This is a genomic window from Pseudomonas sp. D3-27 (assembly GCF_051132165.1).
Classification (GTDB): Bacteria; Pseudomonadota; Gammaproteobacteria; order Pseudomonadales; family Pseudomonadaceae; genus Aquipseudomonas.
Genome location: NZ_CP071667.1, coordinates 4,316,762 through 4,331,089 on the forward strand (window position 1 = coordinate 4,316,762; position 14,328 = coordinate 4,331,089).

General features: G+C 62.0%; 11 protein-coding genes. 5 read left to right on the forward strand and 6 right to left on the reverse strand.

The features are described from left to right. Window positions 1-62 precede the first annotated feature (62 nt). Complete coding sequence (locus J3P92_RS19660) at window positions 63-905, reverse strand: mechanosensitive ion channel family protein (protein WP_420765263.1); 843 nt, start codon at window positions 903-905, stop codon at window positions 63-65. A 155-nt stretch (window positions 906-1,060) separates the two neighbouring features. Next, window positions 1,061-1,546: a YajQ family cyclic di-GMP-binding protein gene (locus J3P92_RS19665; protein ID WP_003205057.1), complete on the reverse strand. Its 486-nt coding sequence runs from the start codon at window positions 1,544-1,546 to the stop codon at window positions 1,061-1,063. 143 nt (window positions 1,547-1,689) lie between these two features. On the opposite strand from J3P92_RS19665, the gene J3P92_RS19670 reads away from it, so the two are divergent. The 3 genes from J3P92_RS19670 to J3P92_RS19680 are packed head-to-tail and all read left to right on the forward strand — an operon-like array spanning window position 1,690 to window position 5,275. Then, window positions 1,690-2,607, forward strand: a complete 918-nt coding sequence (locus J3P92_RS19670; protein WP_434648734.1) for a putative 2-dehydropantoate 2-reductase — start codon at window positions 1,690-1,692, stop codon at window positions 2,605-2,607. Window positions 2,608-2,653: 46 nt separating this feature from the next. Further along, the gene (locus tag J3P92_RS19675; protein ID WP_434648736.1) at window positions 2,654-4,690 is read left to right on the forward strand and encodes a sensor histidine kinase; all 2,037 of its coding nucleotides are present in this window, start codon (window positions 2,654-2,656) and stop codon (window positions 4,688-4,690) included. Window positions 4,691-4,693: 3 nt separating this feature from the next. Further along, a complete protein-coding gene (locus tag J3P92_RS19680; RefSeq protein ID WP_434648738.1) occupies window positions 4,694-5,275 on the forward strand; it encodes a cob(I)yrinic acid a,c-diamide adenosyltransferase in 582 nt (193 codons plus the stop codon). Between the two features lie 110 nt (window positions 5,276-5,385). On the opposite strand, the gene J3P92_RS19685 is transcribed toward J3P92_RS19680, so the two are convergent. The 3 genes from J3P92_RS19685 to secA form a co-directional block, all read right to left on the reverse strand. Beyond that, the gene (locus J3P92_RS19685; protein ID WP_434648740.1) at window positions 5,386-6,330 is read right to left on the reverse strand and encodes a Nudix family hydrolase; all 945 of its coding nucleotides are present in this window, start codon (window positions 6,328-6,330) and stop codon (window positions 5,386-5,388) included. A gap of 120 nt (window positions 6,331-6,450) precedes the next feature. Further along, on the reverse strand, window positions 6,451-7,668 hold the full coding sequence (gene argJ, locus J3P92_RS19690; protein ID WP_420765268.1) for a bifunctional glutamate N-acetyltransferase/amino-acid acetyltransferase ArgJ: 1,218 nt from the start codon (window positions 7,666-7,668) through the stop codon (window positions 6,451-6,453). Window positions 7,669-7,786: 118 nt separating this feature from the next. Further along, complete coding sequence (secA, locus tag J3P92_RS19695) at window positions 7,787-10,528, reverse strand: preprotein translocase subunit SecA (protein WP_420765269.1); 2,742 nt, start codon at window positions 10,526-10,528, stop codon at window positions 7,787-7,789. A gap of 308 nt (window positions 10,529-10,836) precedes the next feature. On the opposite strand from secA, the gene J3P92_RS19700 reads away from it, so the two are divergent. Beyond that, on the forward strand, window positions 10,837-11,292 hold the full coding sequence (locus tag J3P92_RS19700; RefSeq protein WP_434607456.1) for a DUF721 domain-containing protein: 456 nt from the start codon (window positions 10,837-10,839) through the stop codon (window positions 11,290-11,292). Window positions 11,293-11,427: 135 nt separating this feature from the next. Here J3P92_RS19700 and J3P92_RS19705 read toward each other — a convergent pair whose 3' ends face one another. Further along, window positions 11,428-12,915: a helicase HerA-like domain-containing protein gene (locus tag J3P92_RS19705; RefSeq protein WP_434648742.1), complete on the reverse strand. Its 1,488-nt coding sequence runs from the start codon at window positions 12,913-12,915 to the stop codon at window positions 11,428-11,430. A gap of 319 nt (window positions 12,916-13,234) precedes the next feature. Between J3P92_RS19705 and J3P92_RS19710 the strand changes: the two genes are divergently transcribed. Beyond that, on the forward strand, window positions 13,235-14,326 hold the full coding sequence (locus tag J3P92_RS19710) for a glycosyltransferase family 4 protein (RefSeq protein ID WP_420765272.1): 1,092 nt from the start codon (window positions 13,235-13,237) through the stop codon (window positions 14,324-14,326). Window positions 14,327-14,328: the final 2 nt, after the last annotated feature.

Sequence of the window (14,328 nt, forward strand, 5' to 3'; positions counted from 1 at the left end):
GGATGGGCCTTTTTTATGCTCGCTACTTTTGGATGCCTGGTCGGGTCCGACAAGCGAAGCGGTTACGCCGACGTGGATTCATGAACCATCCGAATCACCCGCTGCGGAAACGGAATATCAATGCCCGCCTCCTTCAAGCGGTCCCGCGCCTGTTCGTTAAGCATGAACATCACGTTCCAGTAATCCGCGGTCTTGACCCAGATACGCAGGGAAACCGTGATCGAGCTATCGCCCAAGGTCGAAATCACCGCTTCTGGCGCAGGATCAGCCAATACGCGCTCGTCCTTGGCCAACTCCAGCAATACTTCCCGAGCCTTTTGCAGGTCGGCCTGATAATCCACGCCCACGTCGAACACGACTTTGCGGGTGGGCTGGCGATTGGTGTTGGTGATGATGCCGTTCGACAGGTTGCCGTTCGGCACGATAACTGTCTTGTTGTCACCGGTACGCAGCACCGTGTGGAATATCTGGATACTGTCGACCGTGCCGGCCACGCCTTGGGCTTCGATCCAATCGCCAATGCGGAACGGACGGAACAGCAAAATCAGCACGCCGCCGGCGAAGTTCGCCAGGCTGCCCTGCAAGGCCAGGCCAATCGCCAGGCCTGCCGCACCAATGGCCGCTACGAACGACGTGGTTTCCACGCCAATCATCGACGCGACGCTGACGATCAGCAATATCTTGAGGATGATGTTTGCCAGGGTACCGATGAACCCTTGCAAGGCGAGGTCGGCGTTGCGCAAAGCCAAAAGCGCCCCGAGTTTCTGCGTAACCTTGTTGATCAGCCACCAACCGATGGCCAGGGTAACGATTGCCAGCAGTACACGACTGCCGTACTCCATGATCATCGGTATCCAAGCCTGGGAGGCCTTGACCAGGTGGTCCACTTCAGCGTTCAAGTCCATCGTGTTCTCCTTTTTTCCCGTTGCACGCAACACCCGTGCAAACACTGTGTGGCCAAACATCGCCTCCGTTGGTTACCCAGCAGCGCCTTTTTGATGGGTCGCTGCCTTACCGGCGGGAGCAGCATCGGGCCACTGTCATTGCGAACAGCCTGGTGTCAGTCGCGGAAGTTATTGAACTGTAGCGGCATGCCGAACTCCTTGCCGCGCAGCGCGGCGATGGCTTCCTGCAAGTCGTCACGCTTCTTGCCGGTCACCCGCACCTGCTCGCCCTGGATGGCGGCCTGGACCTTGAGCTTGGCGTCCTTGATGTGGGCAACGATCTTCTTTGCCAGTTCCTTGTCGATGCCTTCCTTGAGCACGGCTTCCTGCTTCATCAGCTTGCCCGACGCATAGGCGTCCTTAACTTCAAGGCACTGCACATCGATCTTGCGCTTGACCAGCGCCAGCTTGAGGATTTCGATCATCGCCTCGAGCTGGAAGTCGGCCTCGGCGGTCAGGTTGACAGTCAGATCCTTTTCCTTGAACTCGAAGCTGCCCTTGCCCTTGAGGTCATACCGACGGTCGAGTTCCTTGACGGCGTTTTCAACGGCGTTGGTGACTTCGTGCTTGTCCAGTTCGGATACCACGTCGAATGACGGCATGTAGTGTTCTCCAAATAAAAAGGCGCGCTCATGACAAAGGCGCGCACTTGGCTTGTGGTTAAAATCGGGCTCATTATAACGGGTCTTTTCCCGCCTTTACCGCGAGCCCTTCAGATGCCTGCGCCAAACCGAGTAAAAAACTGATGTCCACCACCTGGCATGTCCTGGGAGCCGGCAGCCTCGGCACGTTATGGGCGACGCGCCTGGCCCGGGCCGGCCTGCCGGTGCGGCTGGTGCTGCGCAATGAAAAGCGGTTGCAGGCTTACCGCGAGGCCGGCGGCCTGACCTTGGTGGAACAAGGCCAGGCGCAGTGCTACCCGGTGCCCGGCGAAACCGCGCAAGGCACCGAGCCTGTTCAGCGGCTGCTCCTGGCGTGCAAGGCCTACGACGCGGAAGCAGCCGTGGCTTCGATTGCCCATCGACTGGGCGCCGAGTCGGAACTGATCCTGTTGCAGAACGGCCTCGGCAGCCAGGACGCCGTGGCGAACCGCGTGCCCCAGGCCCGCTGCATCAGCGCTTCCAGCACCGAAGGCGCGTTTCGCGATGGCGATTGGCGCGTGGTGTTCGCCGGCCACGGCTTCACCTGGCTGGGCGATCCGGCCCAGCCGGTGGCACCGGTCTGGCTGGATGACTTGGCCGCCGCCGGCATCCCCCATGAATGGAGCGCCGATATCCTCACCCGCCTTTGGCGCAAACTGGCCCTCAACTGTGCGATCAACCCACTCACGGTACTGCACCATTGTAAGAACGGTGGCCTGCAGGACCACCGCTGCGAAGTGGCGACCCTTTGCGCCGAACTCACCGACCTGCTTGAACGCTGCGGCCAGCCTGCGGCGGCCGAAGACTTGCAGACGGAAGTCGAACGGGTGATCCAGGCCACCGCCGCCAATTATTCCTCGATGTACCAGGACGTGGCCAACCAGCGGCGCACCGAAATCAGCTACCTGCTCGGCCATGTCTGCGCGGTCGCCCAGCGGCATGGCGTGGCGGTGCCGCATCTCGGACAAATGCGCGAGCGACTGATCGCCCACCTGCACAACCTTGGATTGCCCAGCGACTGAGCAGCGGCTACGCTGGCCCTCGTGTTCCTTGTTAGCGACGAGTCCGATGCCATTGCGCCAGCGCCTTGAAAATCTACCGGTCGGCCAGAAACTGCTGGCGGCCCTGTTGGTGTTGTTGACCACCGTTTTGCTGGTGGCCAACCTGACCTTCATCAGCGCGGCCTATTACATTTCCCAGGAAAGCATGGCCCCCCAGGCGTTGCAGACCATTGGCCGGCTGGTGGCCAACCCGAGCCTGATCGCCGACGCGCTGCAATCGCCGCAAAGCGCCCAACGCCTGCTCGATGAGCTCAACAGCTACGCCCCACTGCGAGCAGCGGCACTCTACGATGGGCAAGGCGAACGGCTGGCCCAGCTGCAACAGGGCGAAAAACTCAGGCTGCCGGAACATTTCCGCCACATGCAAACCTGGCAGGCCGGCGAGTTCCGCAGCAACCAGGTCATTACCCTGCCCCGTCCCGGCACCACGCCGGGCCATCTCTTGCTGGTCGCCAGCAGCGAATTGCCCACCGCGTTCTACACCGGCACGTTGACCGCCAGCCTCGGCATCCTCATCTTCAGCGTGCTGCTGTGGCTGGTCATTGCCCAGCAGATCAAGCGGCTGATCACCCAACCGATCCACCAGCTCGAAGAGTTGTCGCGCCAGGTGACCCGCGAGGAAAACTATTCCCTGCGCGCCGCCCGGGGCAACCACGACGAAATCGGCAGCCTGGCCGAGGCGTTCAACACCATGCTGTCGCGCATCGAAGCCCGCGAACAGCAACTCAAGCGAGCCCGTGACGATTCCCAGGCCGCCTATGACCAGGCCCAGGGGCTTGCGGAGGAAACCCGCCACACCAACCGCAAGCTGGAACTGGAAGTCCAGGTGCGCAGCAAGATCGAGAAAAAACTCACCGGCTTCCAGAACTACCTCAACAGCATCATCGACTCCATGCCGTCGGCCCTGATCGCCCTCGACGAACAGCTCTACGTCACCCAATGGAACCAGGAAGCCAGCGCGCTCTCCGGCACACGATTGGACGAAGCGCTGAACCAGCCGATCTTCCTCGCCTTCGAACCGCTCAAGCCCTATCTGCCACAGCTCAAGCAGACGGTCGAACAGCACACGGTGGCCAAGATCGAACGTGTCACCTGGACCAAGGACGACGAAGCCCGGCACTACGCCCTCACGTTCTATCCGTTGATGGGCGGTGCCGGGCGGGGCGTGGTGATCCGTATCGATGACATTACCCAGCGCTTGTCGCTGGAAGAAATGATGGTGCAATCGGAGAAGATGCTCTCGGTCGGTGGCCTCGCGGCGGGCATGGCCCATGAGATCAATAATCCGCTCGGAGCGATCCTGCATAACGTGCAGAACATCCGCCGACGCCTGTCGGCGGAACTGCCGAAGAACCTCGAACAGGCCGAGCAGTTGGGCATCGAGTTGCCGGTGATCTACCGTTACCTGGAGAGCCGGGAAATCCCGCAACTGCTCGACGGCATCCAGCAGGCCGGTGCCCGGGCCGCGAAGATCGTCACCCACATGCTCAGCTTCAGTCGACGCAGCACCCGGCAGATGGCCCCCTGCGACTTGCCCGCTTTGATCGACCAGGCCGTCGAGATTGCCGGCAACGATTTCGACCTGGCGATCGGTTTCGACTTCAAGGGCCAGGCCATCATCCGTCAGTTCGACCCGAACCTGGGGCCGGTGCCCGGCACCGCCAACGAACTGGAGCAGGTGCTGCTCAACCTGCTGAAAAACGCTGCCCAGGCCATCCATCAGCGCCAGGACGACGGCGAGCCCGGCCGTATTATCCTGCGTACCCGGCTGAATCCACCGTGGGCGGAAATCCAGGTCGAGGACAACGGCATCGGCATGAGCGAGAACGTGCGCAAACGCACCTTCGAACCGTTCTTTACCACCAAGGAAATCGGCCAGGGCACGGGCCTCGGGCTGTCGGTCTCGTATTTCATCATCACCAACAACCACAAGGGCCAGATGGAAGTGCAATCCGCGCCAGGCCAGGGCACTTGCTTCACCCTGCGCCTGCCGCTGGCGGGCACTTCGATCGTGGCCCAGGAACACAAGCAAGTGGAGCGCTGAACAATGGGTTTTCGCCTGTCGAAGATTTACACCCGCACCGGTGACAAAGGTGAAACCGGGCTGGGGGATGGTCGCCGCGTGGCGAAGGACCACCCGCGGGTCGAGGCGATCGGCGAAGTGGATACGTTGAACAGCCAGTTGGGCCTGTTGCTGGCCGGTCTGGCCGAGGAAACGGCCCGGCATCCCGCGCTGGAAGACGTCATCACGGTGTTGGCGCCATGTCAGCACCGCTTGTTCGACCTAGGCGGTGAATTGGCGATGCCCGCCTATCAAGCGCTTAACGTGGCGGAAGTCGAACGGCTGGAAGCGGCGATTGACAGATGGAACGAGGAATTGGGTCCGCTGGAGAACTTCATCCTACCCGGCGGCTCGACGCTGATCGCCCAAGCCCACGTCTGCCGAAGCATGGCCCGCAGCGCCGAGCGTCGTTGCCAGCAATTGAACGCAGTGGAGCCGCTGGCCGGGCCGGGGCTGGCCTACATCAATCGATTGTCGGATCTGTTGTTCGTGGCCGCGCGGGTCATTGCCCGGCGCCAAGGGGTGGCTGAGGTACTTTGGGAGGCGGCGGCCAAGCCTGGGGGCTGATCTGTCAGTCCGCCATCGCGAGCAAGCTCGCTCCCACAGGGGTTTTGTGACCGCCTAAAATCCAATGTGGGAGCGAGCTTGCTCGCGATGGCGTCAGTTGTTGCACACTCTCACGCCTCAGGCCAAAACGCCCGAATCCCCGCCACGCCCTGGGCCCCGGCGTCCCATGCCTTTTGCCGCTCATCCGGCCCTACTCCGCCCAACAGGTAGACCGGCCTGTCGAAGCCCTCGATCAACCGCGCCGCTTCGTCCCATCCCAGCGGCTTGGCATCGGGATGGGTCTGGGTCGGCTGCACCGGCGAGAGCGTCACGAAATCCACATCCATCTGCTGCGCCAGGGACAGCTCTTCTGCGTTATGGCACGAGGCTGCCAGCCAGCGATCCTTGCCGAACGGTCGACCGGCCGCCGCATGCTTGTGCAGTTGTGCGGCGGTAATGTGCCAGCCGGCCGACGGGAAATCCCCCAGCCATTCGAACGGCCCCTTGAGCATCAGCTGGGCCTTGCCGGCACACAGCCCCACCGCGTCCACCGCCAGATCACGGTATTGCGGATCGTAGCCGTTGGGCGCGCGCAGTTGGACCAGCTTGATCCCACCCCCGATCGCCTTCTGCAAGCCGCGCAGCAACGCCGGCGTTTCGAGGCCTTCGGGCGTAATCAGGTACTCGCCCGGCAAACGGGCCGCCGCGACGATCGGCTGATTGGCCGCCGGAAATTCATAATTCGTCAACTCACGGGCCGTCACCCAGGCCAACGGCTGGCCTTCGGAACCGTGGGGCTCGCCACTGAACGCCGAGACTTCCCAGACGTCCAGCAACACCTGCTTGTCCGGGTAGTCATGACGCACCTTGATCAGCGGCCGAGCGGCGCCGACAACGATGCCCAATTCTTCATGAAGCTCCCGGGCCAGGGCGGTCTCGACGGATTCATCCGCCTCGACCTTGCCGCCAGGAAACTCCCACAGGCCACCTTGGTGCTGGGTATCGGCCCGCCGGGCGATCAGGATTCTGCTGGCGGCATCGCGAATGACCGCCGCCGCTACGTGGATTCGTTTCACCGCGCTATTCCTCAGCGTTGATGGAGTCGGTTCCGGCCCATCGCGAGCAAGCTCGCTCCCACACGAACGACACTGTTGCCCTGTGGGAGCGAGCTTGCTCGCGATAGGAGCGCCTCGGTCTTAAGTCCGATACTCAGCGTTGATCTTTACGTACTCGTGGGACAGGTCAGTGGTCCAGATGGTTTCGCTGCAATCACCCCGTCCCAGCTCGATGCGGATAGTGATCTCTTCCTGCTGCATCACGGCCGCGCCCTGGGCTTCGGTGTAGGTTGCGGCGCGGGCGCCCTGGCTGGCGATGCACACTTCGCCAAGGAACACGTCGATCTTGCTCACGTCCAGCTCAGGCACGCCGGCACGGCCGACAGCGGCGAGGATACGGCCCCAGTTCGGGTCGGAGGCGAACAATGCGGTCTTGATCAGTGGCGAGTGCGCCACGGTGTAGCCGACGTCCAGACATTCCTGGTGATTGCCCCCGCCGTTGACCTGCACGGTCACGAACTTGGTCGCGCCTTCGCCGTCACGGACGATGGCCTGGGCCACTTCCATGCACACTTCGAACACCGCCTGCTTGAGGGCCATGAACAGCGGGCCGCTGGCCTCGGTGATCTGCGGCAGGTTGGCCTTGCCAGTGGCGATCAGCATGCAGCAGTCATTGGTAGACGTGTCGCCGTCGATGGTGATGCGGTTGAACGACTTGTTGGCGCCGTCGAGCATCAGGTCTTGCAGCACCTGGCGCGAAACCTTGGCGTCGGTGGCGATGTAGCCTAGCATGGTCGCCATGTTCGGGCGGATCATGCCGGCGCCTTTGCTGATGCCGGTGACCGTGACGGTGACGCCGTCGTGCTGGAACTGGCGGCTCGCGCCCTTGGGCAGGGTGTCAGTGGTCATGATGCCGGTGGCGGCGGCGGCCCAGTTGTTTTCCGAGAGGTCATCAAGGGCGGCTTGCAACGCGCCTTCGATTTTCTCGACCGGCAGTGGTTCGCCGATTACACCGGTGGAGTAAGGCAGTACCTGGTTGGCGTCGACGCCCGTCAGTTCAGCCAGCTTGGCGCAGGTGCGCTCGGCGGCGGCCAGGCCTGGCGCGCCGGTGCCGGCATTGGCGTTACCGGTGTTGGTCAGCAGGTAACGCACCGGTCCCTGCACGCGTTGCTTGGCCAGGATCACCGGCGCGGCGCAGAACGCATTGAGGGTAAACACGCCCGCGACCGTCGAACCCTCGGCGCAACGCATCACCACCACATCCTTGCGCCCGGGGCGCTTGATGCCCGCCGAGGCGATACCGAGTTCAAAACCGGCAACCGGGTGCAACGTTGGCAACGGACCAAGACCAACAGCCATGAATGCGCTCCTTAATAGATAAATCGACGCCGTCTTCATCGAAACGGCGAATCAAATGGCAAAACGCCGCGACAGGGGTTACCTGTCGCGGCGCGGGTCGTTCAGCGTTGAAACGGGATTATTGAATCTGCCCGTGGCAATGCTTGTATTTCTTGCCCGAGCCGCAATAGCACAGCTCGTTACGGCCCAGCTTCTGCTCGTTGCGCACCGGCGCGGTGGCCAGTGCAACATCCACGTCGACACCTTCTTCCATCGCCTGGGCCACTTCCAGCCCTGGCGCTTCGGCGTGTTCGAACTGCATGCGGGCAGCCAAGGCTTCGGCTTCCTGGCGCAGGCGAGCTTCTTCTTCAACCGGGTCTTCGCGGCGAACCTGAACGTGGGACAGCACACGAATCGAGTCGCGCTTAATGGAATCCAGCAGCTCGGAGAACAGCGTGAAGGACTCGCGCTTGTATTCCTGCTTCGGGTTCTTCTGGGCGTAGCCGCGCAAGTGAATACCGTGGCGCAGGTGATCCATGGTCGACAAGTGGTCTTTCCACAGGTCGTCCAGCACGCGCAGCACGATCTGCTTCTCGAAGGAACGCAGCGCCTCGGCGCCGGCCTGGTCTTCTTTTTCGTTGTACGCGGCGATCAGTTCGGCCAGCAGCTTCTCGCGCAGGGTTTCCTCGTACAGGTGGTCGTCTTCGTCGAGCCACTGCTGGATCGGCAACGACACGCCAAAATCGCTGCGCAGGGAGGCTTCCAACCCAGCGACGTCCCACTGTTCCGGCAACGATTGCGGCGGGATGTGGGCGCTGATGGTCGCGTCGAGTACTTCACGACGGAAATCGGCGATGGTTTCGCCAATGTCGTCGGCGGCCAACAAGCTGTTGCGCATGTGATAGATCACTTTACGCTGCTCGTTGTTGACGTCGTCGAACTCCAGCAATTGCTTGCGGATATCGAAGTTGCGGCCTTCGACCTTGCGCTGGGCCTTTTCGATGGCGTTGGTCACCATGCGGTGCTCGATCGCCTCGCCTGGCTGCATGCCCAGGGCCTTCATGAAGTTCTTCACCCGGTCAGAGGCGAAGATGCGCATCAGGCTGTCTTCCAACGACAGGTAGAAGCGGCTGGAGCCTGCGTCACCCTGGCGACCGGCACGGCCACGCAGCTGGTTGTCGATACGGCGGGATTCGTGACGCTCGGAAGCGATCACCTGCAAGCCGCCGGATTCGAGCACTTGCTGGTGACGCTTCTGCCAGTCGGCCTTGATCTGCGCGATCTGCTCGGGGGTCGGGTTTTCCAGGGAAGCGACTTCCACTTCCCAGTTGCCGCCCAGCAGGATGTCGGTACCACGGCCGGCCATGTTAGTGGCGATGGTCAACGCACCCGGGCGACCGGCCTGGGCGATGATCTCGGCTTCCTTCTCGTGGAACTTGGCGTTCAGGACCTTGTGCTCGATGCCTTCCTTGGTGAGCAGGTTGGACATGTGCTCGGAGGTCTCGATGGTGGCGGTACCCACCAGGATAGGACGGCCCTGGGCCATGCCTTCCTTGATGTCATTGATGATCGCCGCGTATTTCTCTTCGGCGGTCAGGAACACCAGGTCGTTGTAGTCTTTGCGCGCCAGCGGCTTGTTCGGCGGAATCACCACCACTTGCAGGCCGTAGATCTGGTGGAACTCGAACGCTTCGGTGTCAGCGGTACCGGTCATGCCGGACAGCTTGTTGTACAGGCGGAAGTAGTTCTGGAAGGTAGTGGAGGCCAGGGTCTGGCTCTCGGCCTGGATGTTCAGACCTTCCTTGGCCTCGATGGCCTGGTGCAGGCCTTCGGACAGGCGACGGCCCGGCATGGTGCGGCCGGTGTGCTCGTCCACCAGCACGACCTGGCCGTCCTGCACGATATATTCGACATTGCGGTGGAAAAGCTTGTGGGCACGCAAGCCGGCATAGACGTGGGTCAGCAGGCCCAGGTTATGGGCCGAGTACAGGCTTTCGCCTTCTGCCAGCAGGCCGACGCGGGTCAGCATCTCTTCGATGAACTGGTGGCCGGATTCGTTGAGCTCGACCTGGCGGGTCTTCTCGTCGACGGTGTAGTGACCGGCCTGAGTGACTTCGCCCTCGACTTCTTCCACGTGCAGCTTGAGCTGCGGGATCAACTTGTTGATCTCGATGTACAGCTTGGAGCTGTCCTCGGCCTGACCGGAAATGATCAGCGGGGTACGGGCTTCGTCGATGAGGATGGAGTCGACTTCGTCGATGACGGCAAAGTTGAGTTCACGCTGGAATTTTTCTTCCATGCTGAACGCCATGTTGTCGCGCAGGTAATCGAAGCCGAATTCGTTGTTGGTGCCGTAGGTGATGTCCGAGGCGTAGGCGGCGCGTTTCTCTTCCGGCGGCTGGAACGGCGTGACGACGCCGACGGTCAGGCCGAGGAACTCGTAGAGCGGGCGCATCCAGTTGGCGTCGCGGCGGGCCAGGTAATCGTTGACCGTGACCACGTGTACGCCCTTGCCGGACAATGCATTGAGATACACCGCCAGGGTCGCCACGAGGGTCTTGCCCTCACCGGTACGCATTTCGGCGATCTTGCCTTCGTGCAAGGTCATGCCGCCGATCAACTGGACGTCGAAGTGACGCATGCCCATGACCCGCTTGCCGGCTTCGCGGCAGACCGCAAAGGCTTCGGGCAGGATCTGGTCAAGGGTCTCACCCTTGGCGATGCGGTCCTTGAATTCGGCGGTCTTGGCGCGTAACTGATCGTCCGAAAGGGCCACCATTTGCTCTTCGAAGGCATTGACGATCTGTACCGTCTTGAGCATGCGCTTGACTTCACGCTCATTCTTGCTTCCAAAAAGTTTCTTTAACAAAGGCGCAAACATATCGGCAGGATCTTCCACACTAAAGGGATGGAGGGCGGCCCCGTGAGTCGCCCGTGCAGCCCTCATGGCCGCATGCGAACGAGCATTCTACCCGGAAACGATGGTGAGGAAAGTGGCGTTATTCCACGATGCTGGCACAGCGCTGTGACGGGGCCTCCCTAAAATAAGGGCTTTTGCGCGAACTTCAACCCACAAAGCGCATAAGTTACTTATTGATTGTGTGGGATAAAAGCCGCTGGGCGACAGGGCGGCGGGGCGACCGGTGCTTCTGCTACCATGGCGCCTCTGTCATTTTGCGGTATTCAACCATGGCCTTCCGCCCTCTTCCAGCCAAGGCGCCCGCCGTTCTGCTGCGCGAAGCCAAGCCGCTGAAAGCCATTTTCGGCCACGCCAGGCGCCTCGGTCATCTGCAACGGCTGGTGGACAGCCAGTTGCAGCCCGCCGCGCGTGAGCATTGCCACGTAGCCTCCTGGCGCGAAGGCAGCTTGTTGCTGATCGTCACTGACGGCCATTGGGCCACGCGCCTGCGCTACCAACAGAAGCGCCTGCTGCGTCAATTGCAGGCATTCGATGAATTCGCCAACCTGACGCGGATCCTGTTCAAGGTCCAGCCGCCGACCATACAGGCCGGCGCCAAGGGACATACCCTGGACCTGTCCACCGACGCGGCCGCGACCATCCAGGCCACCGCCGAGGGCATCAGCGACCCTAACCTGAAGGCGGCGCTGGAGCGGTTGGCGGCGCATGCGCGGCCCAAGGATTGAGATTTCCGGCGCCTGTTAGATAGCTATCGCGAGCAAGCTCGCTCCCACAGGGGATCTGGCGAACACAAATTTTGTATCTGGCAGAAACCTACTGTGGGAGCGAGCCTGCTCGCGATGGGCGCGACTCGGTCTCGACTACCGCCGCTTACTGCCACCCAACAACGACCCCATCAACCCCCGCACCAACTGCCGACCCAGTTGATTGGCCGCCTGGCGCATCGCTGATTTCAAGGCCTGGCCCGCCGCGGTGCCAAGGAACTCCCCGGCCTTTTCGGTAAAGCTTGGCTCTTCAGCGGTGGGCTTGCCCGGTGTCGCTTCGGCTTGCGGTTCCAGCCCCTTGCGGCCCATCAGCACTTCATAGGCCGACTCGCGATCAATAGGCTTGTCGTAACGTCCCTGCAACGGTGAACTGGCAATCAACCCGGCCCGCTCGGCCTCGCTCAGCGGCCCGATACGCGACTGCGGCGGCGCCACCAGCACGCGCTGGACGATTTCCGGCGTGCCTTTTTCTTGCAGAGTGCCGACCAGGGCTTCACCGATGCCCAGTTCGGTGAGTACCGCCAAGGCATCGAATTGCGGGTTCGGTCGGAAACCCTCCGCCACCGCCCGCAAGGACTTGTGTTCCTTGGCGGTAAAAGCCCTCAGGCCGTGCTGGATGCGCAATCCCAACTGTGCCAGCACATCGTCCGGCAGATCCCCCGGCGACTGGGTCACGAAATACACCCCGACGCCCTTGGAGCGGATCAGTCGCACCACTTGTTCCAAGCGATCCTGCAGCGCCTTGGGCGTGCCGGCAAACAACAGGTGCGCCTCGTCGAAGAACAGCGCGAGCAAGGGTTTGTCCGCGTCGCCGCGCTCGGGCAGTTGCTCGAACAGCTCGGCCAGCAGCCACAGCAGGAATGTCGCGTAGACCTTCGGCGCTTCATGGACCAGGCGGCTGGCGTCCAGCAGATGAATACGGCCGCGACCATCGCTGGCCGGTTGCAGAATGTCCTCCAACTGCAACGCCGGCTCACCGAACAAGGCGTCGGCCCCTTGCTGTTCCAGCGTGGACAAGCGTCGCATCAGCGCCTGGCTGGAACCCGTGGTCATCAAGGCGGCATCGTCCCCTAGCAATTCGGGGTTGTCCTTGAGGTGGTTGAGCAGCGCCTTCAAGTCCTTGAGGTCCAGCAGCAACAGGCCTTCCCGATCAGCGACCTTGAACGCCGCGTACAACGCCGATTGCTGGCTGTCCGTCAGTTCCAAAAGGCTGCCGAGCAACAACGGGCCCATTTCACTCAAGGTAGTGCGCAGCGGATGACCCGATTGGCCGTGAATGTCCCACAGCGTCACCGGATAAGCCTGGGGCTTGTGGCCAAGCCAAGGCATGCCGGCGATACGCTCGGCGATCTTGCCCTGGGGAGCGCCGGCAGCACCGAGGCCGCACAAGTCGCCCTTGATGTCTGCCGCGAAGACGGCCACGCCGGCATCGCTGAACATCTCGGCCAGGCGCTGTAGAGTAACGGTCTTGCCCGTGCCGGTGGCACCCGCCACCAGTCCATGGCGGTTCGCCAGGCGCATGGCCTGGGCGACAGGTTGGCCGGCAAGGTCGGCCCCGATGATCAGTTGCGATGAGTCAGGCATTTCGTCACCCGTGGTGTTTGCGATATGACGCCATTTTGCGCGTTTATATAAGAGCATGCCTGGGCATTAGGGCGTTGGCAGCAGGAATAATAGCTGCGAATCAGGGCGGGCCCTATCGCGAGCAAGCTCGCACAGGGTTGTGGTACGCACAGGTCCCATGTGGCAGCGAGCTTGCTCGCGATGAGGCCTTGTCAAACCCAGCAATACTCCACTGACAACCCGCCCTCACAACCCCAACCGAACATCTATTCTTACTAAAGGTCAACACAGGAGAACACAGACCGGAGGGACGTTCATCGTGCATATAGCGGACATAACCATGTTCTACGCCCCCGCCAGCGGTGGCGTGCGCACTTATCTGGATGCCAAGCACCGGCGCCTGGGCAATCGGCCCGGTATCCGCCATAGCCTCTTGATTCCTGGCGCTCACCTGAGTGAGCAGGACGGAATCTATAAAGTTCCAGCCCCTCCGCTTCCCTTTGGCAAGGGTTATCGCTTCCCGCTTCGCCTGGCGCCCTGGCGTAATGTCCTGCGCGACTTGCAGCCTGATCTCATTGAAGTAGGCGATCCCTATCTCACCGCCTGGGCGGCCCTCGATGCCCGGCGCCAGCTCGATGTGCCTGTCATCGGTTTTTATCATTCAGACTTGCCGCTGCTGGTCAGCAACCGCATGGGAAGCTGGTTCACGCCCAACATCGAGGCCTACGTCAGCAAGTTGTACGGCAACTTCGACCGAGTCCTGGCCCCCAGCCAGGTCATGGCCGACAAACTGACCGGGCTGGGCGTCAAGAACGTCTATGTACAGCCCTTGGGGGTAGACCTCCAGACCTTCAACCCCGCCGCCCGCGACCCCGAATTGCGGGCGGAGCTGGGCATCGCCGAAGACGCGCGATTGCTGATCTTCGCCGGTCGCGGCTCCAAGGAAAAAAACCTGCCGGTGCTGCTCAAGTGCATGAAACGCCTGGGCGAGCGCTACCACTTGTTGTTGGTCGGTTCTTCGATGCCCGCCCTGGTGCCGGACAATGTCACCGTCATCGACGAATTCTGCCCGGCGCCCCAGGTCGCCCGGCTGATGGCCAGCGCCGACGCGTTGCTACATGCTGGCGACCAGGAAACCTTTGGCCTGGTGATCCTCGAAGCGATGGCCAGCGGCATCCCGGTGGTAGCGGTCGCCGCCGGCGCGTTCAGCGAAATCGTCCAGGAGGACTGCGGTCTGCTGTGCACACCTGACAATCCGCAGGCCATGGCCAATGCCGTTCGACAGCTGTTCGCCGAAGGTTGCGAGCAACGTGGCGCCAGGGCTCGGCGACACGTAGAGCGTCATTACGCCTGGGACACGGTGGTCAATAGCCTGTTGGGCCATTACTACAGTGTGCTCGGCGCAGAGATGCCGCTGCTGGCCAATGGTTGAGG